General features: G+C 64.0%; 28 protein-coding genes. 12 read left to right on the top strand and 16 right to left on the bottom strand.

Going from position 1 to position 24,771, the window contains the following annotated elements:
* Position 1 precedes the first annotated feature (1 nt).
* Both AC56LG_RS18475 and AC56LG_RS18480 read right to left on the bottom strand, forming a co-directional pair.
* Positions 2 to 352, bottom strand: coding sequence for a RidA family protein (locus tag AC56LG_RS18475; RefSeq protein WP_497167522.1), 351 nt, complete (start codon positions 350 to 352; stop codon positions 2 to 4).
* A gap of 25 nt (positions 353 to 377) precedes the next feature.
* The gene (locus AC56LG_RS18480; protein ID WP_497167523.1) at positions 378 to 1,256 is read right to left on the bottom strand and encodes an alpha/beta fold hydrolase; all 879 of its coding nucleotides are present in this window, start codon (positions 1,254 to 1,256) and stop codon (positions 378 to 380) included.
* A gap of 137 nt (positions 1,257 to 1,393) precedes the next feature.
* Here AC56LG_RS18480 and AC56LG_RS18485 point away from each other — a divergent pair, with 137 nt between their 5' ends.
* Both AC56LG_RS18485 and AC56LG_RS18490 read left to right on the top strand, forming a co-directional pair.
* Positions 1,394 to 2,188, top strand: coding sequence for a 3-hydroxybutyrate dehydrogenase (locus AC56LG_RS18485; RefSeq protein ID WP_497167524.1), 795 nt, complete (start codon positions 1,394 to 1,396; stop codon positions 2,186 to 2,188).
* A 184-nt stretch (positions 2,189 to 2,372) separates the two neighbouring features.
* Positions 2,373 to 3,011 carry a CatA-like O-acetyltransferase gene (locus AC56LG_RS18490; RefSeq protein WP_497167525.1) on the top strand — a complete coding sequence of 213 codons (639 nt, stop codon included), beginning with the start codon at positions 2,373 to 2,375 and terminating at the stop codon, positions 3,009 to 3,011.
* A gap of 6 nt (positions 3,012 to 3,017) precedes the next feature.
* On the opposite strand, the gene AC56LG_RS18495 is transcribed toward AC56LG_RS18490, so the two are convergent.
* Positions 3,018 to 4,088, bottom strand: a complete 1,071-nt coding sequence (locus tag AC56LG_RS18495; RefSeq protein ID WP_497167526.1) for a DUF5694 domain-containing protein — start codon at positions 4,086 to 4,088, stop codon at positions 3,018 to 3,020.
* A 174-nt stretch (positions 4,089 to 4,262) separates the two neighbouring features.
* Between AC56LG_RS18495 and AC56LG_RS18500 the strand changes: the two genes are divergently transcribed.
* The 3 genes from AC56LG_RS18500 (at position 4,263) to AC56LG_RS18510 (ending at position 7,054) form a co-directional block, all read left to right on the top strand.
* Positions 4,263 to 4,841, top strand: coding sequence for a TetR/AcrR family transcriptional regulator (locus AC56LG_RS18500; protein WP_497167527.1), 579 nt, complete (start codon positions 4,263 to 4,265; stop codon positions 4,839 to 4,841).
* 92 nt (positions 4,842 to 4,933) lie between these two features.
* A complete protein-coding gene (locus AC56LG_RS18505) occupies positions 4,934 to 5,638 on the top strand; it encodes an SDR family oxidoreductase (RefSeq protein ID WP_497167528.1) in 705 nt (234 codons plus the stop codon).
* 12 nt (positions 5,639 to 5,650) lie between these two features.
* Positions 5,651 to 7,054, top strand: a complete 1,404-nt coding sequence (locus AC56LG_RS18510) for an MFS transporter (RefSeq protein WP_497167529.1) — start codon at positions 5,651 to 5,653, stop codon at positions 7,052 to 7,054.
* On the opposite strand, the gene AC56LG_RS18515 is transcribed toward AC56LG_RS18510, so the two are convergent.
* Positions 7,055 to 8,563, bottom strand: coding sequence for a tetratricopeptide repeat protein (locus AC56LG_RS18515; protein ID WP_497167530.1), 1,509 nt, complete (start codon positions 8,561 to 8,563; stop codon positions 7,055 to 7,057).
* Between the two features lie 95 nt (positions 8,564 to 8,658).
* On the opposite strand from AC56LG_RS18515, the gene AC56LG_RS18520 reads away from it, so the two are divergent.
* From AC56LG_RS18520 to AC56LG_RS18530, 3 genes are all read left to right on the top strand, one after another.
* The gene (locus AC56LG_RS18520) at positions 8,659 to 9,948 is read left to right on the top strand and encodes a metal-dependent hydrolase family protein (protein WP_497167531.1); all 1,290 of its coding nucleotides are present in this window, start codon (positions 8,659 to 8,661) and stop codon (positions 9,946 to 9,948) included.
* A 314-nt stretch (positions 9,949 to 10,262) separates the two neighbouring features.
* On the top strand, positions 10,263 to 11,564 hold the full coding sequence (locus tag AC56LG_RS18525) for a dicarboxylate/amino acid:cation symporter (protein ID WP_497167532.1): 1,302 nt from the start codon (positions 10,263 to 10,265) through the stop codon (positions 11,562 to 11,564).
* Between the two features lie 176 nt (positions 11,565 to 11,740).
* Complete coding sequence (locus AC56LG_RS18530; RefSeq protein ID WP_497167533.1) at positions 11,741 to 12,193, top strand: YciI family protein; 453 nt, start codon at positions 11,741 to 11,743, stop codon at positions 12,191 to 12,193.
* Positions 12,194 to 12,205: 12 nt separating this feature from the next.
* On the opposite strand, the gene AC56LG_RS18535 is transcribed toward AC56LG_RS18530, so the two are convergent.
* Positions 12,206 to 12,925 (bottom strand): SIMPL domain-containing protein, encoded by a 720-nt coding sequence (locus AC56LG_RS18535; RefSeq protein ID WP_497167534.1) that lies wholly within the window; start codon positions 12,923 to 12,925, stop codon positions 12,206 to 12,208.
* Positions 12,926 to 13,083: 158 nt separating this feature from the next.
* On the opposite strand from AC56LG_RS18535, the gene AC56LG_RS18540 reads away from it, so the two are divergent.
* From AC56LG_RS18540 to trhA, 3 genes are all read left to right on the top strand, one after another.
* Positions 13,084 to 13,479 (top strand): BlaI/MecI/CopY family transcriptional regulator, encoded by a 396-nt coding sequence (locus tag AC56LG_RS18540; RefSeq protein WP_497167535.1) that lies wholly within the window; start codon positions 13,084 to 13,086, stop codon positions 13,477 to 13,479.
* On the top strand, positions 13,476 to 14,753 hold the full coding sequence (locus AC56LG_RS18545; protein WP_497167536.1) for a M56 family metallopeptidase: 1,278 nt from the start codon (positions 13,476 to 13,478) through the stop codon (positions 14,751 to 14,753). The genes AC56LG_RS18540 and AC56LG_RS18545 overlap by 4 nt, the downstream gene beginning before the upstream one ends.
* Before the next feature lie 97 nt (positions 14,754 to 14,850).
* Positions 14,851 to 15,468, top strand: coding sequence for a PAQR family membrane homeostasis protein TrhA (trhA, locus tag AC56LG_RS18550; protein ID WP_497167537.1), 618 nt, complete (start codon positions 14,851 to 14,853; stop codon positions 15,466 to 15,468).
* On the opposite strand, the gene AC56LG_RS18555 is transcribed toward trhA, so the two are convergent.
* The 6 genes from AC56LG_RS18555 to AC56LG_RS18580 all read right to left on the bottom strand — a co-directional run bounded on the left by AC56LG_RS18555 (position 15,443) and on the right by AC56LG_RS18580 (position 20,296).
* A complete protein-coding gene (locus tag AC56LG_RS18555) occupies positions 15,443 to 16,015 on the bottom strand; it encodes a hypothetical protein (RefSeq protein ID WP_497167538.1) in 573 nt (190 codons plus the stop codon). The two genes, trhA and AC56LG_RS18555, sit on opposite strands and share 26 nt — an antisense overlap.
* Positions 16,016 to 16,142: 127 nt before the next feature.
* The gene (locus AC56LG_RS18560) at positions 16,143 to 17,339 is read right to left on the bottom strand and encodes a hypothetical protein (RefSeq protein WP_497167539.1); all 1,197 of its coding nucleotides are present in this window, start codon (positions 17,337 to 17,339) and stop codon (positions 16,143 to 16,145) included.
* Between the two features lie 475 nt (positions 17,340 to 17,814).
* Positions 17,815 to 18,048 (bottom strand): hypothetical protein, encoded by a 234-nt coding sequence (locus tag AC56LG_RS18565; RefSeq protein ID WP_497167540.1) that lies wholly within the window; start codon positions 18,046 to 18,048, stop codon positions 17,815 to 17,817.
* 170 nt (positions 18,049 to 18,218) lie between these two features.
* The gene (locus AC56LG_RS18570; RefSeq protein WP_497167541.1) at positions 18,219 to 18,644 is read right to left on the bottom strand and encodes a hypothetical protein; all 426 of its coding nucleotides are present in this window, start codon (positions 18,642 to 18,644) and stop codon (positions 18,219 to 18,221) included.
* A gap of 281 nt (positions 18,645 to 18,925) precedes the next feature.
* Positions 18,926 to 19,576, bottom strand: coding sequence for a 3-oxoacid CoA-transferase subunit B (locus tag AC56LG_RS18575; RefSeq protein WP_497167542.1), 651 nt, complete (start codon positions 19,574 to 19,576; stop codon positions 18,926 to 18,928).
* A 21-nt stretch (positions 19,577 to 19,597) separates the two neighbouring features.
* Positions 19,598 to 20,296: a CoA transferase subunit A gene (locus AC56LG_RS18580; RefSeq protein ID WP_497167543.1), complete on the bottom strand. Its 699-nt coding sequence runs from the start codon at positions 20,294 to 20,296 to the stop codon at positions 19,598 to 19,600.
* Between the two features lie 200 nt (positions 20,297 to 20,496).
* Between AC56LG_RS18580 and AC56LG_RS18585 the strand changes: the two genes are divergently transcribed.
* Positions 20,497 to 21,057 (top strand): LuxR C-terminal-related transcriptional regulator, encoded by a 561-nt coding sequence (locus tag AC56LG_RS18585; protein ID WP_497167544.1) that lies wholly within the window; start codon positions 20,497 to 20,499, stop codon positions 21,055 to 21,057.
* Positions 21,058 to 21,108: 51 nt separating this feature from the next.
* Here AC56LG_RS18585 and AC56LG_RS18590 read toward each other — a convergent pair whose 3' ends face one another.
* The 5 genes from AC56LG_RS18590 to AC56LG_RS18610 all read right to left on the bottom strand — a co-directional run bounded on the left by AC56LG_RS18590 (position 21,109) and on the right by AC56LG_RS18610 (position 24,585).
* On the bottom strand, positions 21,109 to 21,735 hold the full coding sequence (locus AC56LG_RS18590) for a DUF799 domain-containing protein (RefSeq protein WP_497167545.1): 627 nt from the start codon (positions 21,733 to 21,735) through the stop codon (positions 21,109 to 21,111).
* On the bottom strand, positions 21,732 to 22,088 hold the full coding sequence (locus AC56LG_RS18595; protein WP_497167546.1) for a DUF4810 domain-containing protein: 357 nt from the start codon (positions 22,086 to 22,088) through the stop codon (positions 21,732 to 21,734). The genes AC56LG_RS18590 and AC56LG_RS18595 overlap by 4 nt, the downstream gene beginning before the upstream one ends.
* Positions 22,085 to 22,429, bottom strand: a complete 345-nt coding sequence (locus tag AC56LG_RS18600; protein ID WP_497167547.1) for a hypothetical protein — start codon at positions 22,427 to 22,429, stop codon at positions 22,085 to 22,087. The genes AC56LG_RS18595 and AC56LG_RS18600 overlap by 4 nt, the downstream gene beginning before the upstream one ends.
* Positions 22,426 to 23,418 (bottom strand): CsgG/HfaB family protein, encoded by a 993-nt coding sequence (locus tag AC56LG_RS18605; RefSeq protein ID WP_497167548.1) that lies wholly within the window; start codon positions 23,416 to 23,418, stop codon positions 22,426 to 22,428. The genes AC56LG_RS18600 and AC56LG_RS18605 overlap by 4 nt, the downstream gene beginning before the upstream one ends.
* 144 nt (positions 23,419 to 23,562) lie before the next feature.
* The gene (locus AC56LG_RS18610; RefSeq protein ID WP_497167549.1) at positions 23,563 to 24,585 is read right to left on the bottom strand and encodes a LacI family DNA-binding transcriptional regulator; all 1,023 of its coding nucleotides are present in this window, start codon (positions 24,583 to 24,585) and stop codon (positions 23,563 to 23,565) included.
* Between the last annotated feature and the right edge of the window lie 186 nt (positions 24,586 to 24,771).

The raw sequence follows: 24,771 nt of genomic DNA on the forward strand, positions 1-24,771 counted from the left end.
ATCAGCGCAGTGCGGCGGTGACGACGATCTCCACCAGGCAGGCCGGATTGGCAAGCTTTGCTTCGACGGTCGCGCGCGGCGGCGTGTGGCCGGAGGCGACCCATTCGTCGTAGACCGCGTTCATGCCGGCGAAATGCGCCATGTCGGCGATGTAGATCTGGCACATCAGGATGCAGGTCTTGTCGCTGCCGGCTTCCTGCAGCAGGCGGTCGACGTGGCCGAGCACTTCGCGCGTCTGGCCTTCGATGTCTTGCGTCGTGTCTTCGGCGATCTGGCCGGCCAGGTAGACGGTGCCGTTGTGGATGGCGGTTTCGGACAGGCGCTTGCCTACGTGAAGTCGTTTGATTTCCATGTTCTCTTTCGTGTTCTGGGCGCTGTCAGGCGCCCGTTAAAAATGCGCGTGCGATGGCAATCTGCCCGGGCTGGACAAAGGTCGGCGCGTGCCCGACACCGGGAATCTCGACCAGTTGCGGCTTCGGCCCGCGCGTCGTCATCAGTTGCGCGGTCTCGTGCGACAGCAGGTCGGACAGCTCTCCGCGCACCAGCAGCGTCGGGCAAGCGATCGCATCCCAGGCGTGCCATAGCAGCGCCTCGTCCTGCTTCGCGCGTTCCACGCCCATCGCCTTGAAGGGCTGGGCCAGCGCCAGGTCGTAATGGCGCACCCATTCGCCGTTCGGCTGCTCGCGCAGCACGTCGGCGGCCAGCTTGTCCCACTGTTCGTCGGTGTGCGGCCCGAACGACGCCGATACCTCACGCACGAAACGCGCGCCGCTGGCGTAATCGGGAAAGCGCAAGTCCTGGCCGATGTAGTCGGCGATGCGGTTCAGGGCCGCGCCGTCGAGGGTCGGGCCGATGTCGTTGAGCAGCAGGCGCGTGATCGGCGAACCGGGCAGCGAGGCCAGCACCATGCCGATCAGGCCGCCCATCGACGTACCGAACCAGTGCACCTTGTCGGCGCCGCCCGCGGTGACGCGCGCGATCAGCGTCACCATGTCGGCCACGTACTGGGGCAGCGCGTACAGCTGCGGATTGGCGAGGCGTTCCGAGCGACCGCGTCCGGCCACGTCGGGGCAGACGACGCGGTAATGGTTGCACAGGTCGCGCGCCAGCGCATCGAAGTCGTCGGCCACGCGGGTCACGCCGTGCACGCACACCAGCACGCGCGGGTTGTCCGGATCGCCCCACTCCTTGTAGGCGATCCGGTGCAGGCCGGCCGGCGAGGCGCACTGCACGCTCTTGATCCTGACTTCGCTCACACGCTGCTCCAGTTGACGATATTGGTACTCGGTTTTGACGCTCGATTCGGCCCAGCCGCACATTTTAACTGCCCGAGCGATTAGAATTCTACCAATTCCGCGCAAGAACCCCGAACACCCACCCTACAGAGGACAAGATGAAATCCAGTATGCTCAGCGGTAAAACGGCACTCGTCACCGGCTCGACCTCGGGCATTGGCCTCGGCATCGCCCGCGCACTGGCCGAACAAGGGGCCAACCTGGTCTTCAACGGCTTCGGCGACGCCCAGCAGATCGAGAAGCTCCATACCGACATCGGCGCCGAATTCGGCGTGCAGACCGCCTACCACAACGCCGACATGTCGAAGCCCGGGCAGATCGAGGCGATGATGGCCTTCGCGCAGGAGAAGTTCGGCGGCGTCGACATCCTGGTCAACAACGCCGGCATCCAGCACGTGGCCGCCGTCGAGGATTTTCCGGTCGAGAAATGGGATGCGATCATCGCCATCAACCTCAGCTCCGCCTTCCACACTACGCGCCTGGCCCTGCCCGGCATGAAGCAGAAGAACTGGGGCCGCATCATCAACCTGGCGTCGGTGCACGGCCTGGTGGGTTCGGCGCAAAAGTCGGCGTATGTCGCGGCCAAGCACGGCCTGGTCGGCTTCACCAAGGTCACCGCGCTGGAGACGGCGCAAACCGGCGTCACCTGCAACGCGATCTGCCCGGGCTGGGTACTGACCCCGCTGGTGCAGAAACAGGTCGACGACCGCGCCGCCCGCGAGAACGTGACGAACGATGCGGCAAAGCGCGCGCTGCTGGCCGAGAAACAGCCGTCGGGCGAATTCGTGACGCCGGACGAACTGGGCGCGCTAGCGGTGTTCTTCTGCTCGCCGGCGGGGTCGCAGGTGCGCGGCGTGGCGTGGAACATGGATGGGGGTTGGGCGGCGCAATAAGTTTTGCTTCGCCGCTGATCGAACGGTGATGACGCGTGGGCGGAGCCCACCCTACGGTACACGGCTGATCACATCTATACGTAGGGTGGGCTCTGCCCACGCGGATCACCGCATGCGCCGACGCGGCGTGGCTTTGGCCCCATGTGCGAAAATGGCGCCCTTTGCCTCACACGCACCCACCGACATGCACAACTTCGACAAGCGGCGCGACCGCTTCGACCTCTTCGACCGCATGGACAGCCCCGCGGTCAACCTCTGCTTCACGCTCGACCTGCCCGACTACCGCCCCTGGTGCAAGGCGCAGGGCCTGCCGCCCTTCCACGTGCTGCTGTGCGCCGTGCTGCGCGCGGTGCTGAAGATCGAGAACTTCCGCTACCGCGTGTTCGAGGGCGAGGTGATCGAGATCGACCGCCTGATGCCCTCGTTCACCGTCGTCAACCACAACAACGACCTGAATTTCGCCCTGTTCGACTGGTCCGACGACCTGCGCGAATTCGTCGCCCGCGGCATGGCGGCGCGCGACCAAGCCTGCGCCATGACGGCCCTGAACAACGCGTACGCCGCCCTGTCGCCGCGCCAGTGCAAGGACCAGGTTTTCATCACCTGCATCCCCTGGCTCGACTTCACCTCGATCCAGCATCCGGCCGCCTCGCTCGGCTCGCCCGACATCCCGTCGCTGGCCTGGGGCCGGTTCAGGGATGGCCCTGCCGGACGCCTGCAACTGCCGTTCTCGGTGCAGGCGCACCACGGCTTCGTCGACGGTTTTCACATCCACCAGTTGGCGCAGCAGATCGCGGCCGAGCTGGACGGCTTCATGCAATAAGCGGTCTCACTTCAGCACCTTCTGCACGTCCACGATGTCCACGCCCTGCAGCTGTCCCAGCCAGCTGTCGAACCACGGCTTGTGCGAGGCGCCCACCACCGTCAGCACACGCGCGCCGGGGCGTTCGCGGAAGGTTTCGCGGATGTTGGCGACCATGCGCAGGTTGCGGATCTCCCAGCCAGCGACCCAGATCTGCGGATAGCCCGCCTGCGATTGCGCGCGCAGGGCCGGCACGACGTTGGCTTCGGCCAGCGCGCGCAAGCCTTCGGGTTCGTTGATGGCGCGGTACAGCGGCAGCAGGTCGGGCGCACCGCTCAAGGCTTCCTCGCGCTTCTTCCTCGGTGCGAAGACCGCACCGCCTTGCGCCCACGCGGCCTCGATCTCGCGCACGAAGGCTTTGACGTCGGGCACCTCAGTGAGGTCGCCCGTATGGTTGTCGACCGCATACACGCGCGCCAGCCTGAGGCGCGCAGCCAGGCGCGCGGCGATCTGGTAGCTCTCGTCGTTGCGCTTGCCGAGCTTCTCGAGTTGCGCGACCAGCACCGCGTCCAGGCCATCGCCGCTGCGCCGTTCGCCAAGAGGCAGCTGCAGCCACTGCACATAGGCCGAAGCGCTGTCGTAGGACGCCAGGAACAGCGCGGCCAGGCGGCGGCGCTGCGGCGGCGTGGGCTGTGCCGGCCAGGCCTTGAGCAGCTTGCGCGCTTCTTCCATCGCCGCCGGCGCGTCCAGCCCGGTGGCGGCGCGCGCGGCCGCGACCGATTCGCAGTAATCGGCGCCGTACCTGGCGGCGTGGCGCGCCGCCAGGTCGCATTCCTCGCCGTTCTCGTCCTCGATGGTGACGATCTCCGGCTTGAAGGCGGCCAGCTTGTCGAGTACCGGGTCGAGCGCAGCCGGATTGAAGCTCGGCGGCAGGCCGCGCAGGTGGATCGTGCCGAGCACCAGCACCTGGGCGCGCGGCCCGGCCATGTCGCGGTCGAGGCTGGTCAGATCGACTTGCGCCGCGGCCGGGATCGAGGCGAAGGCGAACAGCGGCAGCAGGCAGGCTGCAGCCAGCCGCCGCGATGCGCGAATATCCATTGGACGTTCTCCATAACAATTTTATCAAGTGAGCAATATAGGAAAGACCGAGCGCAACCTCAACCGGATCACGACAGGAGGCCCGTTTCACGGTCCAGGCCGTCGAAAAAGCCGCTTGACTTCAAAATATGATGCTCATAATATGAAGATCATCATATTTCCTACGCACTCGTCATGACTACCGAATCGAAACAGACCCGCCGCGAACAATCGCACGGCCGCATCCTCGACGCCGCCGCGCGCGCCGTGCGCCGCCATGGCTATGCCGGCGTCGGCGTGGCCGAGGTCATGAAGGAAGCCGGCCTGACCCACGGCGGCTTCTACGCCCACTTCAAGTCGCGCGAGGCCCTGCTCGCGGCTGCCATCGAACATGCGGGTGCGGACAGCACAAAATCCCTGAACCGCCGCATCGTCGCCCTGCAGGAAGCGGGCGCGACTCCGGTCGCGGCGCTGGTCGAGGCTTACCTGGCCGACGTCCACGTCGCCAACTGCGAGCGCGGCTGCGTCGTCGCCGCCCTCGGTTCCGAAATGCCGCGCCAGGACGCCACGCTGCTCGATGCCTCGCGCCAGCGCGTCGGCGCCCTGGTCGAGCGGGCACGCGCTGCCTTGCCGGCGGAGGCGCCGCCCGAGCGCGCCTTCCTGCTTGCCAGCACCCTGGTCGGCGCGCTGCAGCTGGCGCGCGCACTTGGCGACGATGGCCGCGCCCTGCTGCCGGCCACCCGTGCCGCGCTGATCGCCCAATACGACGTTTGAATCGGCGGCTGCCTCTGCGCAGCCATTTTTTGACACCAAAATATGACGATCATCATATTCAGTACAAGCAGTCCAACCTGAAAGGAATGACCATGAAACTCGAGAACGCCACCGTCCTCATCACCGGCGCCAACCGCGGCCTCGGCCTGGCATTTGCGCGCCACGCGCTGGCGCACGGCGCGCGCAAGGTCTATGCCGGCGCGCGCGATCCGGCCTCCATATCATTGCCGGGCGTGATCCCGGTTGCGCTCGACGTCACCAATCCATCGCAGGTGGCGGCCGCCGCGCCCGACTGCGCCGACGTCACGTTGGTCGTCAACAACGCCGGCATCGCGGACATCGGCAACCTGCTGGACGAGGGCAGCATCGGCGCCACGCAGCGCATGATGGAAACCAACGTCTACGGCCTGCTGCGCGTGAGCCAGGCCTTTGCGCCGGTGCTGGCGGCGAATGGCGGCGGCGCCTTGCTCAACGTGCTGTCGATTGCCAGCTGGCTGAGCGCGCCCGTGCTGGCAGCCTATGCGGTTTCGAAAGCAGCCGCCTGGAGCGCCACCAACGGCTTGCGCAACGACTTGCGCGCGCAGAATACACAAGTACTCGGCATGCACGTCGGCTTCATCGACACCGACCTCACGCGCGGCATGGACGTGCCCAAGAACGCGCCTGGCGACGTCGTCGCGCGCGCCTTCGCAGCGCTGGAACGGGGCGACAGCGAAGTGGCAATCGACGACCTCACGCGCCAGATCAAGCGCGGGCTGTCGAACGAGCCGGGCATATACGTCGATTACACGCGCTGATCGGATGACGTCATGACTACCCTTGCCACGCCATCCGCCGATACGGCATCACAGTCCACCGTCTCGCCCTGGCCGACCTTCTGGATCGCCTGCATCGCCGTGTTCCTGGTCTCGATCGACAGCACCGTCCTGTTCGCCGCCTTCGGCGCGCTGCAGGCCGCCTTCCCTGCCGCCACGCCGGCCGACCTGTCCTGGGTGCTCAACGCCTACACCGTCGTCTACGCAACCATGCTGATTCCCGCCGGCGGCCTGGCCGACGCCCATGGTCGCAAGCGCGTGTTCCTGTTCGGCGTGACCCTGTTCCTGGCGGCGTCGGCCGCCTGCGGCATGGCCGACAGCGTGGCCTGGCTGATCGTGGCGCGGGTGCTGCAGGCGTTTGGGGCGGCCCTGCTCACGCCGGCCTCGCTGTCGATCATCCTCGACGCTTTTCCGAAGGAGAAGCGCGCGGTGGCGGTCAGCCTGTGGGGCGCCGTCGGCGGCCTGGCGGCGGCCATCGGGCCGAGCCTGGGCACCACCATCGTCGAGCACCTGGGCTGGCCGTGGGCCTTCTACATCAACCTGCCGCTGGGAGCGGTGTCGCTGTGGTTCGGCGCGGGGCGCCTGCGCGAAGCGGTCGTCAGCGGCAAACGGGCCCGGGTCGACCTGGTCGGCATGCTGCTCCTGATCGTGGCGGTGGGCGCGCTGGCGATGGCGATCACCCAGCTCGATTCGCCGCGCTGGAGCCGCCTCGAACTCGGCGCGCTGGCGGCCACCAGCGCGATTGCCTTCGGCGCCTTTGTCGCCTGGGCGCGCACGGCGGCGGCGCCGCTGGTCGACCTGGCCCTGTTTGCCAACCGCAGCTACAGCGCGGTCAACCTGGCGACGCTCGCCTTCGGCACGGCTTTCGCGATGATGTTCTTCGCCTTTTTCGCCTACATGACGCGCATCTGGCATTTCAGCCTGCCGCTGGCCGGCCTGGCGGTGACGCCCGGCCCGCTGATGGTGGTGCCGACGGCGATCGTCGCCGGCCGCATCGCCGCGCGCAGCGGCCACCGGCCCCTGCTCGTCATCGGTTCGGTCGTGTATGCCGCCAGCGGCCTGTGGCTGCTGCTGGTGCCGGGAACGGAGCCGGCCTATGTCACCGATTGGCTGCCGGGGCTGTTCCTGTCCGGGATCGGCGTCGGCATGGTGCTGCCTTCGCTCTCGGGCGCGGCGGTGGCGGGCCTGCCGCAGGCGCAGTACGCGGTCGGCAGCGCGGTCAACCAGGCCACGCGCCAGCTCGGGTCCGTGCTGGGGGTGGCGATCACGGTGCTGCTGGTCGGGCATGCGCATGTCACGCGCGCCGACTTCCTGCCGTTGTACGGCATGCACGTAGTGCTGGCGCTGGTGACCGGGGCACTGTGCCTGGCCGTCAGAACGCGTCCCGCGCCCCGATAGTCAGCCTGCCTGCAGCACCAGCAGGTAGCCGTCGATGCCGGCGCCGTTCTCGCTGCGCACGACGGAACGCTCGATCTCCAGGACCGTGAAGCCGTGCCGTACCCCCAGTTGCTGAAGATAGAGGAGCGCGTGCGCGTAGCGGTTCGAGGGCAGCAGCGTGTAGCCCGCTCCCGCGCCGGCTTCGGTCGAGAAGCAGAACCAGCCGCCGGGCCGCAGCGCATGGCGCACCGCGCCGAACAGTGCGTCCAGGTCGCCGAAGTACACCAGCACGTCGGCGGCCACGGCCAGGTCGAAGGCGGCCGTTTGCGACGACAACCAGGTGACGATGTCGGCGCAGGCCAGGTCGTCGTACAGCCCGGTGGCACGCGCCTGTGCCAGCATGTTGGCCGACAGGTCGACACCGGCCAGGCTGCGCGACAGCGGCCGCAGGAAAGGCGCGCACAGGCCGGTGCCGCAGCCCAGGTCGACGCTGGCGAGACCGGTGCGGTCCACATGGCGGCGGATGGCCGCATCGATCAGCGCCGGCGTGCGGTAGCCCAGCACGCCGGTGAGGTGCTCGTCGAAGTGGCCGGCGTACTGGTCGAACAGGGCCTTGACGTAGGCCTCGGGGGCGCGCTCGGGCGCCGCGCCGACGCCGAGTGCGGCCAGCGCAAAATCGACCTGGCTGGCGTCCTCGCCGGCCGCTTGCGCCAGCGTGCGCGCCTCCGTGTAAGCAGCAATCGCCTCGTCGCGCCGGCCGAGGGCCAGCAAGGCATCGCCGCGCTGTCGCTGGCTGTGCGCGTGCGCCGGGCGCAGCGCCAGCGCGGCCTCGAACGCGGCCAGCGCTTCCTGTGCGCGGCCCAGTTTCAGCAGCGCCAGGCCGCGTCCCGTATGTGCCGCGGGAGACTGCGTGTCAAACGCGAGCGCCTCGTCATAGCCGCGCAAGGCGGCGTCGAACTCGCGCAGCTGGAACAAGGCATTCGCGCGCACGCAAGCTGCTTCCGGATACGCCCGCTTTTCCCGCAGCGCCCGCTCGCTGCTCTCGAGCGCGGCACGCGCCTCGCCCAGGTCGAGCAGCGCGACCGCGCGGTTGTACCAGGCTTCCGGGTAGTTCGGGCGCAGCGCCAGGGCGCGCTCATGACTGTCGACCGCTTCGGGCAGGCGGCCGAGTTTGCGCAGCGCGTTGCCACGGTTGCTCCAGGCCAGCGGGTAGTTGGCGTTGCGCTGCAAGGCCGCCTCGAAGCTGGCCAGCGCCTCGCTGCTGCGGCCAAGGTCTTGCAGCGCCGCGCCGAGGTTGCAGTGGGCGGTCGCCTGGTCCGGATTGACGGCAAGCGCTTGTTCGATCAGGCGCACCGCTTCGGGCGCGTCGCCCTGCTGGCGCCGGACCACGCCGAGCAGGTGCAGCGCGTCGAACTGCCGCGGCGCGCAGGCCAGCACCGCGCGGTAGCGCTCCGCCGCTGCCGTCAGTTGCCCCGCCTGGTGCAGCGCCAGCGCTTCCTTCAACAACGCCGTCACTCCCGCATCCGCCATACGTCCCTCTCCAATGAATGTGGCCGCCAGCATACCGCACGCAGGCGCGGCCGGCTCCGCTATGATGAGTTCTTCACAACTCGAAGAACACAGCCATGCCGACCTGGACCAGGAAACTCGCCTTCACCACCCTCACCCTGCTCGCCAGCGCCTGCGCGCAAGCCTTCGAAGCGCGCAGCCTGCTGCTCTCGGCCGACCGCGTCTGGACCGGCGACGGCAAGCCGCACGCCGGCTGGGCGGTGCTGGTGGTCGACGGCCGCGTGAAGGAAGTCGGCCCGGCGGCGTCGGTGAACGCGCCGGCCGATGCCGAACGCATCGACCTGCCCGGCAAGACCCTGATTCCCGGCCTGATCGACCTGCATTCGCACGTGCTGCTGCACCCGTATAACGAGACCACCTGGGATGACCAGGTGATCAAGGAGCAGGTCGAGTACCGCACGCTCCTGGCCGGCAAGCACGGCGCCGATACGCTGCAGGCCGGCTTCACGACCCTGCGCGACCTCGGCACCGAAGGCGCGAACTATGCCGACGTCGGCATCAAGCGCGCCATCGAAGGAGGGGTGGTGGCGGGCCCGCGCCTGCTGATCGCGACGAAAGCGATCGTCGCCAGCTTCAGCTACGGCCCGGCCGAACGCAGCTACCGGCCCGACATGGAGATTCCCTACGGCGCACAGGCGGCGTCCGGCATCGACGAGGTGACGAAAGCGGTGCGCGAACAGAGCGCGCGCGGCGCCGACTGGATCAAGATCTATGCCGACTACCGCACCGGCGTCGACGGCAGCAGCCGCCCGACGTTTACGATCGAGGAGATGAAGGCGATGGTCGCGGCCTCCCACGTCACCGGCCGCAAGGTGGCGGTGCACGCGAGTACCGATGCGGCCATCCGCATGGCCGTGCTGGCCGGCGCCGACACCATCGAGCACGGCTACGGCGCCAGCGAAGCGACGATGCGCCTGATGAAGGAACGCGGCACCGCCTACGTGCCGACCCTCACGGCGCCGGAAGCGATCGGCGAATACTTCCAGAAGCACGTGCGCGGCGGCGCCCCGACCCCGGCGATGGCGGAGGCGGCGCGCGCCTTCGCCCTGGCGCGCAAGATCGGCGTCGTGATCGGCAACGGCAGCGACGTCGGCGTCTTCGCGCACGGCACCAATGCGCGCGAGCTGGAGTGGATGGTGCGGCTGGGGATGACGCCGACGGAAGCCCTGCGCGCGGCGACCGTGGTCGCGGCCGGCATCCTCGGCAAGGACAGGGATCTCGGCCAGCTTGTGCCGGGCGCGCTGGCCGACGTGGTGGCGGTCGAGGGCGATCCGACGGCGGACATCGCGGCGCTGCGCAAGGTGCGTTTCGTGATGAAGGGTGGGAAGGTGTATCGGCGCGATTGACCTGCTTGGGTGAGCAGGGTCGTAGGGTGGGCGGCGTCACGGTCGCGTCAATCCAGTCACTTCCGGTAGAGCCGCCCACCCTACGGGTCTGCTCTTCCATATCGGCCTGGAACGCAACACCTCGCAACACAGCGTCCGATACCCCGCTGCAATGTCGATATCAAGAACCATAATGACCGTCATTCACCGCGTTGGGATGCCCACATCAAAAACCGTAATGACGGGTATTCACCCGCTTGGGGATATCCACAATAGCGGCCACAGTGAGAATTCGTGATCATGCCAACACCATCAACCTCTCATGAAGAGTTGTCATGAAAAAGCCTTTCTATAAAATCCTGTACGTCCAGGTGCTGTTCGCCATCGTGATGGGCGTCCTGCTCGGCGTGTTCTATCCCGAGCTCGGCACCAAGATGAAGCCATTGGGAGACGGCTTCATCAAGCTGATCAAGATGATCATTGCCCCCGTCATCTTCTGTACCGTCGTCGCGGGTATCGCCGGCATGCAGGACATGAAGAAGGTCGGCCGCGTCGGCGGCAAGGCGCTGCTCTACTTCGAAGTCGTGTCGACCTTCGCCCTGGCCATCGGCCTGGTCGTAGCCAACGTCGCCAAGCCGGGCGCCGGCTTCAACGTCGACGTCGCCCACCTCGACGCCAGCGCCATCGCCCAGTACACCGACAAGGCGAAGTCGCAGTCGACCGTCGACTTCCTGATGAACATCATCCCGAACACCTTCATCGATGCCTTCGCCAAGGGCGACATCCTGCAGGTGCTCCTGATCGCGATCCTGTTCGGCGTGGCGCTGTCGATGCTGGGCGAGCGCGGCCGTCCAACGACCAAGATCATCGAAGACTTCTCGCACGTCATCTTCGGCGTCGTCAACATCGTCATGAAGCTGGCCCCGATCGGCGCCTTCGGTGCGATGGCCTTCACCATCGGCAAATACGGCCTGGCCTCGCTGATCCCGCTGGCAAAGCTGATGGGCTCGTTCTACCTGACCTGCGGCCTGTTCGTGGTCGTCGTGCTCGGCGCCATCGCCAAGATGACCGGCTTCTCGATCTTCAAGTTCATCTCCTACATCAAGGAAGAACTGCTGATCGTGCTCGGCACCAGCTCGTCGGAAAGCGCGCTGCCGGCCCTGATGCGCAAGCTCGAAAAGCTCGGCTGCTCGAAGTCCGTCGTCGGCCTGGTGGTCCCGACCGGCTACTCGTTCAACCTGGACGGCACCAACATCTACATGACGATGGCCGCCCTGTTCGTTGCCCAGGCAACCAACACCGAACTGACCCTGATGCAGGAACTGACCATCCTTGCGGTGGCCATGCTGACCTCGAAAGGCGCGTCCGGCATCACCGGCGCCGGCTTCATCACCCTGGCGGCGACGCTGGCCGTGGTGCCGACCATCCCGGTCGCCGGCATGGCCCTGATCCTCGGCATCGACCGCTTCATGAGCGAATGCCGCGCCCTGACCAATTTCGTCGGCAACGGCGTGGCGACGGTGGTGGTGTCGAAGTGGGAAAACGAGCTGGACAAGGGCCGCATGGACGCGGTGCTGGCGGGTACCTATGTCGAGGACCACGCCAAGCATGCGACGCCGATGCGCGAAGCCGCGTAATCAGGTTCCGTGACATCGTAAAAACCGCGCTTCGGCGCGGTTTTTTTATGGGCAAACGTAGGGTGGGCACTTGTGCCCACGCGGTCTCACCCATGCAAACCCGACGCTCAACCATACCCGTTGTCCCTCGCCCCACCCCGTGCTACGCTCCGGCCACAATCAAAACCGGAGACCCCATGATGCGCCTGCCCGCCCTCGCCCTCGCCGCCCTGCTCGCCCTCCCGCTGGCTGGGGCTGCCCAAACCGCTCCCGCCTACGACGCCGACTTGGCCAAATCCCTGGGCGCCGACGAGCGCGGCATGCGCCAATACGTGCTGGTGATCCTGAAAACCGGCCCCAACAAGATGCCCGCCGGCGAAGCGCGCACGAAAATGTTCGAAGGCCACTTCGCCAACATGGGCAGGCTGGCCGGCGAAAAGAAGCTGGTCGTGGCCGGCCCGCTCGACGGCAAGGACGGCCAGCGCGGCATCTTCGTCTTCAACACGCCCGATATCGAAGCGGCGAAAACCTGGGTCGCTACCGACCCGGTCATCATCAACGGCGAAATGGTGGCCGAGTACCACACCTTCTATGGCTCGGCGGCGCTGATGATGGTGAACGAGGTGCATGGCAAGATCGAGAAGAAGTAGTCAGGTCGACGTTCACTCCAGCCGGAACACCACGTCCACCGGCTGCACCAGCTTGAGCGCATCGACCGAGAGGAAATTGCGTGCCTCGACGTTTGACGCCGCCCTTACCCGCGTGAAGCCGACGTCCGCCCGCACCAGTCCGATCGTCGCGCCGACGTTCTTCACGCCGCCGGGGGTGACCGCGGTGACGGCGCCCAGCTTGCGCTTGGCTCCCCTGGCGATGATCTCGGCGCGGCGGCGCGCGTCGGCCAGGGCATTGGCCATCAGCTCGGCCTCGACCTGCTCGCGCTCGACGATATCGAACGAGGTTGCGAAATCAAGCAGGTTCGGCTTGTCGAGCAGGGGCGCCACCACAGCCTGCCACTTCGACAGGTCGCGCACGATCAGGTGCACGCTGACGCGCAATTCCTGCGCGGTCGCCTCGGCCGCCGCATTCCTGCCAGGCTCGCGCCGCACGTCGCGGGTTTCCATGTCCTCGAGCGGGACGCCCTGCTCCTGCAGCAAGGCGCGCACCTCGGCGATGCGGGTCTCGACAGCCGCGCGCGCCTGCGCCGGATCGGCATCGGCCGCCGCGACGATGAAGTCGAGCGCGCCGATGTTCGGCGTCGTGTAGCGCGAGGCGTCGGCGCTCACGTGCACGAATGGATAGGCCGGCAAGGGCGAAGCCTGGGCCGCGGCCGGGCTGGCAACGGCGGTAAAGAGGACGGCGGCAAGGGCGAGCGGTTTCAGCATGAAGTCTCCTGTCAACGTTATTGAACAGCAAGAATAAGCCGATCTAGACAAAGCTGTCTATTTATTTCCACCGGCCAGCGCACCCACAAAATAATCTAGACATTCTTTTCTAGACAAGATAATCTAGATCCACCTACCCTGCATCCGAAGGAACCGCCATGGCCATGCCTCCCGAACTCCCGAAGCCCACCGCGGCCGAACTCGACCTGCTGCAGACCCTGTGGCCGCTGGGCGCCGCCACTGCGCGCCAGGTGCACGAGTCGATGCAGCAGACGCGCCCCGACGTGACCTACGCCACCGTGCTGCGCCTGATGCAGATCATGCACACCAAGGGCTTGCTCACCCGCGACGAAAGCGAACGCTCGCACGTCTACGCGCCGGCCCAGCCCCAGGCCTCGCTGCAGACCAACCTGCTCAAGGACCTGATGCAAAAGGCGTTTGCCGGCTCGGCCAAGGCGCTGGTGCTGGCGGCCCTGAAGAGCGGCATCTCGAAAAAGGAGCGCGCCGAGATCGAAAAGCTGCTGAAAGAAGACAAGCCGGAGGACAAGGCATGACCGGCCACGAACTGGTCGGCCACATCGGCGCGACCCTGCTCGATTCCGTCTGGCAGGCGGCGCTGGTCGGCCTGGAAGCCTCGGTCGCCATGATCGGGCTGCGCAAGGCGCGTCCGCAAACGCGCTACCTGAGCCTGTGCGTCGCGCTGCTGCTGTGCCTGCTCTGGCCGGCGGTGCAATTGATCGCACGCCTGCATGGCGCCGCCGAGGGCGCCAGCGGCACCCCGGTGCTGGTGCAGATGCTGCCCGGTATCGCCGGCACCGACGCCAGCGGCTGGCAAGCCTTCCTGCAGGCGCACCTTGCCTGGATCGTGGCCGGCTGGGCAGCGGTGGCCGGCGCACTCGGATTGCGCCTGGCGCTGGGCATGGTATGGATCGGGCGCGCCGGCCGCAGCACCCGCACCGATGCACACTGGGACGCGCGTTTGTCAGACATGGCGGCCCGCTTCGGCATCGCGCGCGGCGCGCGCCTGCGCGTGGTCGATGCGCTGGCCAGCCCGGTGACGGCCGGCTGGTGGCGTCCGGTGGTGCTGGTGCCGGCTTCGCTGGTGGCGGGCATGCCGCCGCAACTGCTGGAAGCCCTGCTGGCCCACGAACTGGCCCACGTGCGCCGCCACGACTACCTGGTCAACCTGGCGCAGAGCGTCATCGAAACCATCCTGTTTTACCACCCCGTGGTCTGGTGGCTCTCGCACCGCATTCGGGTCGAGCGCGAACTGATCGCGGACGATATCGCGGCAAGGCAACTGGGCGAACCGCGGCGCCTGGCCCTTGCGCTTTCCGAACTGGAACGTCTCCAGTTCTCAACCCACCACCTGGCCCAGGCGGCCAACGGAGGAGATCTCATGTCACGCATCAAACGATTGGTTCGTCCCGATACACCCGCATCGAACTGGAAAGCCGCGCTTCCGGTCCTGGCCATGGCGGCCGCCTGCCTGGCCGGCTGCGCCGGCACGGCCACCAGCGCCGGCAGCGGCGCGCTCGAACACGACGCCCTCGCCAGCAAGCCGATTGCCCAGTTCAATTCCTGCGCGAAACCGGAATACACACCCGAAGCGCTGGCCCGCCGCGCACAGGGCACGACCTCGCTGCGCTTCCTGGTCGATACCGACGGCAGCGTGGCCGAGGCGCAAGTGTCGAAGTCGAGCGGCGATGCTTCCCTGGACGAAGCGGCGCGCGCCGCGATCGCCAAGTGCCGCTTCACGCCGGGGATGGCGAATGGCAAGCCGGCGCGTGCCTGGGCGCCGGTGCAGTACGTCTGGTCGTTGGGTTAACAAGACAGCGCCCTCCGCAATCACTGTGCATGCAGCGCCCCGCGCTAGAATAAGGACGCGACGGTCCGCCGTCGCCGACTGTTCAGCGGAGGGCGCGATGCAATACGGCGAAAGGTTCAACACCATTTCCCATCTCGGCGGGGCGCTGCTGGCTTTCGGCGCCAGCATCCCGCTGCTGGCGCGTGCGTTCGACGCCAACGGCCAGCGCGGCCTGTTCAGCACGGCCGTGTATGCCCTCTCGCTGGTGCTGATGTACGCCTGCTCGACGGCTTACCACGGCGCCAGCGGTTCCTGGAAACAGCTTTTACAGCGCTTCGACCACCTCAGCATCTACCTGCTCATCGCCGGCAGCTACACGCCGTTCTGCATTCTGATGCTCACCGGCAGTACCGGCTGGATCCTGCTCGGCGTCGTCTGGGGACTGGCAATCGTCGGCATCCTGCAGGAAACCCGGCCGCGCAAAGGTGCGCGCGTGCTGTCGATGCTGGTCTACCTGGCGATGGGCTGGTCGGCGGCCACGATGATCGGCCCGCTGCACGCCGGGCTGGGCACGGCCGGCTTCGCCTGGCTGCTGGGCGGCGGCATCACCTATACGGCAGGGATCGTGTTCTATGTGCTCGACACCAGGCTGCGCCATGCGCATGGGATCTGGCATTTGTTCGTGCTGGCGGGGAGCGCCGCGCACTACGTCACGATCTACTGGTACGTCTTGTAAAGCGCCGCCACAACAGCGCGGCGCTGGCCGCGAACATCGCGATGGCGAAACCATTCACGACCAGCACGCCCGCCGGCAGGTGCGCAACGAAGGCCAGGCTCAGCGCGCCGCCCAGATGCCAGGCGTCAGCCGACCGATAGGCGTAACAGCTGGCCAGCTGCGGGCCGTAGAACAGCAGGCCGATGGCGTGTCCGCTCCATTGCCTGCGCCAGGCGAGGACGCCTGAGGCCAGGCCCAGCAGCGAGAGCAGTAGCAGGCTGTTGTTCCCACCGCGGACAGCGATCGCTACGACCAGGCCGATCGCTGCGGTCACAACGGTAAGCGCGGCGGCGACGCGTTCGAGCCGCGACCAGTGCAGGAGGACCGGGATACGGATGCGATTTTTCAAAGGGTGTGATGGCTCAAGCATAGGGGTGTTCAACAACGACGTCATGGTGGTTGCATGCGACTCACGTTTCTCTGGCGGCTGTCGACCCGAAGTGGACATCGTCCATATCTCCGCAAAAACATAAATTTGTTCGCTAGGGCTCTCGCGGGTTTTCAGCACCCGGTCTCATTAAAGCGAGCCGGGCGGCCAAAAAAATTCCTGAACTATCTACAGCAAAACGACACCGGAGCCGGATATGCGATTGCTGCAGTGGGCAGACCGCCAATTTGGCTCTTTGAAAACTCCTTTAAGCCATCGTCTTTGACCTTGACTCAATGAGCTCTTGTATTCGCTTAGGAAGATCCAAGAAGCGGTCGACAACCACAGTCGGGAAAGGTAGCTTGTACTGCCGTAGAACAGACGCAATGAATGCATCAGCGCGAAAAACATCAACATAAGGTAAATAGACTGCATGATACGCATCCCCAAAATCGCTGATTTTAGGAGCTCTACTTTGTCTGGCCCGGGCAGAGCGTTGCGCGACGTGAAGCGCTAATGACGACGCTGTCGCGATGCCCGGAAATTTGTCCCATGGGTCGGCTGCGAATATTTTTTCCTGATCCATGCCCTGCGCTATCTTCGCAGCGAGTTTCGCTCCGGTCATCTTTGATAACGCTTTGAACGCCTCGTCCATGTTGCGTTCAATTTGATCAATGGACAACCCCTCTTCCAAGTGTGCATTAATTTTAATTGCGATATCTTGGTATTGTGCTTTCAATGTGCTATTCATATTTACGCTGTTTTCCCGGAGGTGCTTAGTCAATTCGTGCGCTTGATTCCAATTTTTCTGAAATAAGCTTCCGAAGTGAACTGGCTCAGCAATCGAATCATAGATCGAGCGCTCGGCATCAACGAGTGTATGCTTACCGCGATAATAAGAATCTATGACCATGATAGACTCCACGGACAAAGGAAGCTTCTCCCTCAAGCTTTCAATGTTAGGAAGCCTACTCGATAGGCTTACAAAGGCTTCTCGGGTAAATTTTTCATTATGGAAGAACTTGCGCCGGGCTTCTCGCGGTAAATTTGATACCAATTCAGTTAAGAGTTCTTCCCTTGTCGGCAGAATTGAGCCAAGGCGAAATGCGCTAGGAAACCAGTACCCATTGTCGAGACGCACAGTACGCCTCCGCTTGGACAATGGATCACCTGCGTGAACACTATCAACTTCGCTCTGCATTAAGTCAGCTGGATGACTCAAGCACTTCCGCCCACACAGCTTCTGAATAGTAGATAGCCGTCCAAGTCCCGCTGGGATTGCGCTCGGATTGACAGGTGAAGCTTCAGTAATGTGTGCTTCACTAAAACGTAGCTCAAGAAGCCCCCTGTCTTGCATTTCGACTAAGAACGTTTCGACCGCCACGACTTCTTCCGTGCGGCTGGATGGGTTGGCTAAGTTCGAGAAATCGCTACTGTCGAGGTAAACCTGAATTGGACTCTCCACGGTTGCCTTAAGATGAGTTGTAACGTAAGAGAAGCTTATGAGAAGTCGACAGGAACTGAACTAATCCAAGACGAGAAAGAAAATCGAGATTGCGAGTCACGGGAGAGACCAGACATAACGGCACTCGGCAGCAAGACACCCACTTCAACTCTTGAGCTTGCTACTTACCTGACTACGACGCCACAGTTAAAATAGCTTTAGCTCGACAAAGGACGGCTCAAGCGGAGGCGAAAATGAGCGGCAGTAGGCAAACAAAGTTGGCATCAACGTGCCGTTCCGCTCAAGCATAATATTTTGTTCAGCTAGAGCCGTCATGTCAAGATTTCATCGTACAGCCAACCAGAGAAGCTGTCTTCGTACAAAGTGAATTATGTAAAATTGCCTGAGGTCGACAGGAAGTCAGGCGACGTAAGCTAGGTGCTCAACGACCGCTTCCGACCCATTGCAGACATTGGAACAGCGGCGAGACCTCTAGTCAGGCTACTACTTCAAGCTCGACGTCTTCAGGCATGAATGACCAAAGCCAAATGGTGCTTCCGTCTTTTCCACTGCATTCGAGCTCATAGCCTGGAGGTTTACTGTACACCTCGATAACTGCTGCCACATCGCCAACACTTGGTGCGCGAACGCTAATACCGTCAGGCTGAAAATCGACTGGCTTACGCAGTTCTTTAATTCTGACCACATCGTAGCTTTTGATGGATGGCACTACATGCTCGTGGACAAACAGATGTGATGAATGACTGCTCCTGGTCGATTGCAGACGTATTGTAGCGTCCGCTTTCGACCCAAAGCGGCCGCTCAACGACAGCGAGGCTCACCGTGATCGCACAACATAGACTATGCAGCAAATTGATAAACTCTTGTCCATCGGGCCTCTCAGCAAGGAATATCTAATGACTCAGCTTTCTTGTTAGATTTCCTCGCCTCAAAGCAGTTTTCAAAGCCAGCAACGAACAGATAGACAGCCGCCCCACACCCGAGCCAGTCAACCTTTCCAGAATCGTTAATTGCCCAAAACCAAGTAGTGGCTACAGCAAAAAATAACTCAATGATCCCGTATGTGAAACGACTCTCTCTTTTAATGAGATAAAGGCCGGCAGCACCTATTAACACTAAAAAAGACCCGGATGTGCCGAGAGAATTTTCTCTCGATAGCCGATCGATTCCGATCCAACCTGAAAGATTCTGAAAATAGGGATCGTACAGCTGATAAAGATGGCCCGCGACGACGAATAAAAAGAAGGCCGTAGCGGCGCGATTTTGATTTATTGAAGCTAGCGATCTACGCTCTAGCCGGTCCATTTTAAACTCCAGTGTTGCAGAATTATAACGTGGTCCGGGCGGTAGACCGAGCATAAGCGCGATTTCAGTGCTGATGAGTGAAAACCGAAATTCCTCGGCACCTTGGCTTAATGACCGCTTTTAGCCGACAACGGACCTAATTACTGCTCAGTGTACGAGTCACATCACCATATCCGCAAGCCAATCTTATTGGACGGAAAAACAAAAAGCCCGGCATTGCCGGGCTCGTCGATAACAGAGGGGGCCGGCATCCACCGCGCCCCAGCTCCTGCATCAGGCACTCACACCGCTGACACGTCCAGCTCCGCCGCCGTCGCTTCCACAACCTGCTCCCTGGTCACGCCCGGCGCCAGTTCGACCAGCTTCAGGCCATTACCGGTAACGTCGATCACGCCCAGGTCGGTGATGATGCGGTCGACCACGCCGACGCCGGTCAGCGGCAGGTCGCATTTCTTGAGGATCTTGTGCGAGGTCGAGCCATCCTTGGCGGTGGCGACGTGTTCCATCACCACGACCACGCGCTTGACGCCGGCGACCAGGTCCATTGCGCCGCCCATGCCTTTCACCATTTTGCCTGGAATCATCCAGTTGGCCAGGTCGCCGTGTTCGGAGACCTGCATCGCGCCCAGGATGGCGAGGTTGATCTTGCCGCCGCGGATCATGCCGAAGGAATCGGCCGAGCTGAAGTAGGCGGCGCCCGGCAGCGCCGTGACGGTCTGCTTGCCGGCGTTGATCAGGTCGGCGTCCACCGCATCGTCGGTCGGGAACGGGCCGATGCCGAGTAAACCGTTTTCGGATTGCAGGAAGACTTCGATGTCTTGCGGCACATAGTTGGCGACCAGGGTCGGCAAGCCGATGCCCAGGTTCACATAGAAGCCGTCCTGCAGTTCTTGCGCCGCGCGCGCGGCCATTTCATCACGAGTCCATGCCATGTTCTGTCTCCGAAGGTGTTCTTAGTTCGCGCGCACGGTGCGCTGTTCGATGCGCTTTTCCGGCGTTGGATTGTGGACGATGCGGTGCACGAAGATGCTGGCGGTATGCACCTGGTCCGGATCGATTTCGCCGATCTCGACCATCTCTTCGACTTCGACGATGCAGACCTTGCCCGCGGTGGCGACGTTCGGGTTGAAGTTGCGCGCGGTCTTGCGGAACACCAGGTTGCCGGCTTTATCCGCTTTCCAGGCCTTGACCAGCGACACGTCCGGCACCAGGGCCATTTCCATCACATAGTGTTCGCCGCCGAATTCGCGCGTTTCCTTGCCGTCGGCAACGATGGTGCCGTAGCCGGTCTTGGTGAAGAAGGCCGGGATGCCGGCGCCGCCGCAGCGCAGCTTTTCGGCCAGCGTGCCCTGGGGCGTGAATTCGAGTTCGAGTTCGCCGGCCAGGAACTGGCGTGCGAATTCCTTGTTTTCGCCGACGTAGGACGCGATCATTTTCTTGATCTGGCGCGTTTCCAGCAGCTGGCCGAGGCCGAAGCCGTCCACGCCCGCGTTATTCGAAATGGCGGTGAGTTGCTTCACGCCCGAGTCGCGCAGCGCCTCGATCAGCGCTTCCGGAATGCCGCACAGGCCGAAGCCGCCGACGGCGATGGTCTGGCCGTCTTGCACGACACCAGCCAGCGCCGATGCCGCGTCAGGATACACTTTGTTCATACCCGTCCCTTTTATGAATTAAGCCAACAAGCTCGATGTTGGAATCCCGGATACTGGCGCCGCGCGCTGCCTCCAGGCATTCCTTTATGTACCGCAGAGTAGAATCCCAGCATAGAATACGCCGATTCAAAGCACAATACCGTAGAACTACCGGCCATGGCCTCGCCTTTGCCCCTCCTTTGCCTCAAGACCCGCTCCAGATGAACCCTTCCCACGCCATCGATTACGAAATGATTTTCCAGCATGCCCCCGTCGGCATGTGCATTTCGGTGAATCGCGTGATCCAGTCCTCGAACCTGGCGCTGGCGGCGATGTTCGGCTACGACCAGGGCCGTCTCGACGGCCAGTCGTTCGCCGTGCTGTATCCGACAATGGACGAATTCCTGCGCACGGGCGACCGGATCGTGCCGATCATGAACGCCAAGGGACGCTACTCGGACGAACGCATCATGCGCCGCGGCGACGGCGAGCTGTTCTGGTGCCACGTGACGGGACGCGCGCTGAACGCGGCCGAGCCGCTGGGCGCGGGCGTGTGGACCTTCGAGGACGTGAGCGAAAAGCGCCCGGTGACGGCGGAATTGACGCCGCGCGAACGCGAGATCGCGGCGCTGCTGGTCGAGGGCAAGACCAGCAAGATCATCGCGCGCGAGACCGACCTCAGTCCGCGCACAGTAGAAATGCACCGGGCGAAACTGATGCGCAAGTTTTCGGCGTCGACCTCGTCCGAATTGGTGCACAAACTGGTGGGGGTGGCGCGCTAGGCGTCAAAAAAAAGTCCCCGCATCCGTTGCCGGTGCGGGGACGCCCCCGCCTTACTGGACCTTGCGATACGGTCCGTTCGGGATCGCGGTCGGGCCGTGGATGAACACGTCGTTGTTCGCCATCTGCGCCAACGGCATGTAGTTCGGCGCTGCACGTTCGAGCGCCGCCGTAATGGCCGCTGCTACGAGCGTAGCCAACGGGTGGCCGGCATTCTGGTTCTGCGGCGTGTACTGCATGCGCTTGTTGGCGCGCCACAGTTCGGTGCCATCCTTGTAGACCAGCCTGTAGTCGAAGTCGACGGTGACGGTAGTCGACAGCAGGACGTACTTCGCATCCCACTGGTTGATGGTCACGTACAGCACGGCATCGGCGCCGAACATCTGCGCCAGCTGCGCGGGCGGCTGCTGGTGGATCTGCTCGCCTTCGTACAGGCCTTCCTGCTCGAGCACCGTTTTCGCCGTATGCACCGGGAATACATAGAAACCCTTTTCCGCCAGCGGCACGGTCAGCGTCGTCAGCAGGTAGTTCGGCGCATCGACGTCGACCGACTTGTTCGTGGCCGGCACGACCAGGATCGAGCGCGGCGCGGCCGCCTGGAAAGCGGACAGGTCGGTCTTGACGGCCTGGGTGGCGCAGCCGGTCAGCAGCGCCGCAACGAGAATCAACAGGCGTTTCATGAACGGGCCTCCGCAGGTTTGGCTTCAAGGGTTTTGATCATGGCATCCATCAGCACGGCACTTTCCGGCCACAGTTCGCGCTCGCGGCGGAAGTTGCCCAGTGCGCCGGCCTTGTCGCCGGCCTGCAGCTGCAAGGTCCCGAGGTCGGCATGCAAGCCCGGCGCGACGCGTTTGCCGCTCTTTTCGACGGCGGCGATGTGGGTCGCCAGCGTCTGCATGTTTTTCGGGAGTTCGCCCGGTTTCTTGTAGGACTGGTACAGCAAGGCATCGTAGCCGCCCCAGTCGTACAAGGCGTTGTTGGTCGCGCAGCCGGTCAATGCCAGCAAGGCGACGATCGTCAGCAGCTTTTTCATTGCGCACTTCCCTTCACGTCGAACGTGCGCGACACACCCTCGGCCACGTAGAATTTTTCGGAGACCAGGGTCCTGTCGCCCGTACGCACCGTCAACTGGTGCGTGCCCGGCAGGATGCGCAGCGCGGCCTTGCCTTCGGCGAAATCGGCGGCGCGGCCCATGTCGAGTCCGTCGACGAGCACACGTGCATTCGCATCGGCGCCGTCGGCGACGCGGAACGCGATATGGGGACGCGTGTCGGCCACGCCCGATTTTTCGGTCGGGTAGGACACGCAGGCAGCCAGGGTCGCCAAGGCCAGCGCGGCGGCGGCACGCTTGAACATCACGTCGGTACGCATCATTGGCCTCCCTTTTCGCGCACGGTCAGCTGGTCGAAGGTATAGCCCTGCAGCGAACCGCCGACCAGCGTGGCGCTCGCGCCTTCGCTCACTTCGGTGTCGCCGAACAGCGCATCGACGCGCAACTGCGCCACTTCCTTGCCCGGCAGCGTGATCTCGAAACCGGTCTGCGGCGATTTGACCTTCTTGCCGATCGTCTGCACCGAGAACACCATGCCCGGCGTTAGTCCTTGCGACTTGCCGCCGGCAATGAACCAGCTGCCCTGCTCGTTGCCGATCAGGGAGGTCTGCCATGGGCGGCGCTGCAGTTCGGTGCTCAGGCGATTGACGACTTCCGAGATCGCCTGGCGGATCGAGGCGTCGTTCAGGGTGCCGTCGTAGCCTGCCTGCGAGCCAAAGCCGAAGGTGGTCGACGCTTCGGTCGACGATTCGCCGGCGCCGGAAGCGGCGAAGAAACTCTGGCCGGTGGCGACGTCGACCAGGCGCAGGTCGATCTTGGCAAAGGCTACCTGTTTCTTGCTGTTCGATACGAAGCCGGACTGTCCGACCGCCTTGCGGCCGAATTCGCTGAGCGAACCCATGATCAGCGCATCGACGCCCACCAGCTCCTGTTTGGCGCCGGTGAGCTGGGCTTCGTCTTTCAGCTTGGACAGGTCGCTGCGCTCGAGCACGACGTAGGCGCCCGATTCGGTAAGCGCCTTGGCCAGCATGTCGGATACCTGTTTGCCGACCGGATCGCCGGCGTTGTCGCGCAGCAGCGAGCGGCCGTAGGTGGTCTCGTTCGAGACACGGCCGATGGCGATCTTGCGCTTGAGCGCGGGACGGGCGGCCGGCGCCTGTGCAATTGCCTGCTGGGCCTGCTTTTGCTGGAGCGTGGTGTGCGGCGCTTCGATCGAGGCAACCGGTGGCGCCTGGGTGGCGCAGCCGGTCAGGACCGCGAGTGCCGAGAGTGCCGCGGCAGCCTGCGCTGTGCGGCGTGGAAGAAGTGACATGGATTTTCCCTGTTGAGGTCCGAGACCGTTATTGTTATGTCATGCGACAGCATTGCACTGTAGCATTACTTTCCATAGGGAAAACTATTCAATTGTCACGTCAGGCCATTTTTTCGAGGCCCGTGCGCCGCCCTCAGCGTCCCCTCAAATCCGCCGCACCGACTCCCGCACGACCAGGCTCAGCGCCGGCATCTCCATCTCCGCTTGCGGATGCCCCAGCATGTCGAGCATCCGGTGCCCGATATTCATGCCGACTTCGTACAGCGGTTGGCGCACCGTGGTCAGCGGCGGCGTCGTGTACATCGAGCTGTGCAGGTCGTCGAAGCCGACGATCGAGATGTCGTCCGGTACCCGGATGCTGCGCCGGTACAGGGCCAGGCGCGCGCCATAGGCGGAGAGGTCGTTGCTGGCGAAGATGGCGGTGAAGCGCTGGTTCGACGCCAGCAGGCTGTTGACCGCCAGCAGGCCGCCGGATTCCTGGAAGTCGCCCGGCACCACCAGGCCCGGATCGACCTCGATCTTGTGGCGCGCCAGCGTGTCGCGGTAGCCGGCCAGGCGCGCCCGTGCATCTTCGTGGTCGTCGGGGCCGGTGATCATGGCGATGCGCCGGTGGCCTTGCGCGATGAGGAATTCGATCGCTTCGCAGGCGCCCTGGTAATTGTCGAGACTAAAGCCCAGCACCCGGTCGCCGGCCACCTTGCGCCCGAAGGCGACGATCGGCACGCGCTTCGAGAAACCGAGGATCTGGCTGTCGCTCAGGTTACCGGTCAGGATCGCCACGCCGTCGACGCGGCGCGCGATCAGCAGTTCGACGCGCTCGGCTTCCTCATCCGCATGCCAGTGCCCGCTCATGATCAGGAGCGCGTAGCCGGAGGCCTTGACCGCATCCTCGATCCCGACCATGGCGCGGCTGAAGTAGCCGCTTTCGAGCGACTGGGTCAGCACGCCGATCGTGCGCGTACTGCCCATCTTGAGGCTTTGCGCCAGGCGGTTCGGCTTGTAGTTGAGCTCTTCGATGACGCGTTCGAGGCTGCGGCGCTTGTCGTCGGAGACCTTGGCGGTACCGTTCAGGAAGCGCGACACGGTCGCCGGCGACACGCCGGCAGCCTGGGCAACCTGGTGCAGGGTGGTAGTGGCAGTGCTGCTGAAACTGGCGTCGTTTTTCATGGGGGCGTTCACTTCGACGCTCGGAGGCGCCGCCTGGGTGTTTCATGAAGTGTAACACGACGCGCCCTCCTCTGACTTCTCATGAAAACTTTTCATAAGTTCGACCTGCACCAGCTCCCAAGTAAAAACCCATTCACATCGCAAAATATCGTTTGACTTTTCGCTATTGACGAACATACCATGAAA

The sequence above is a fragment of the Telluria sp. ZB2R32 genome, assembly GCF_059685715.1.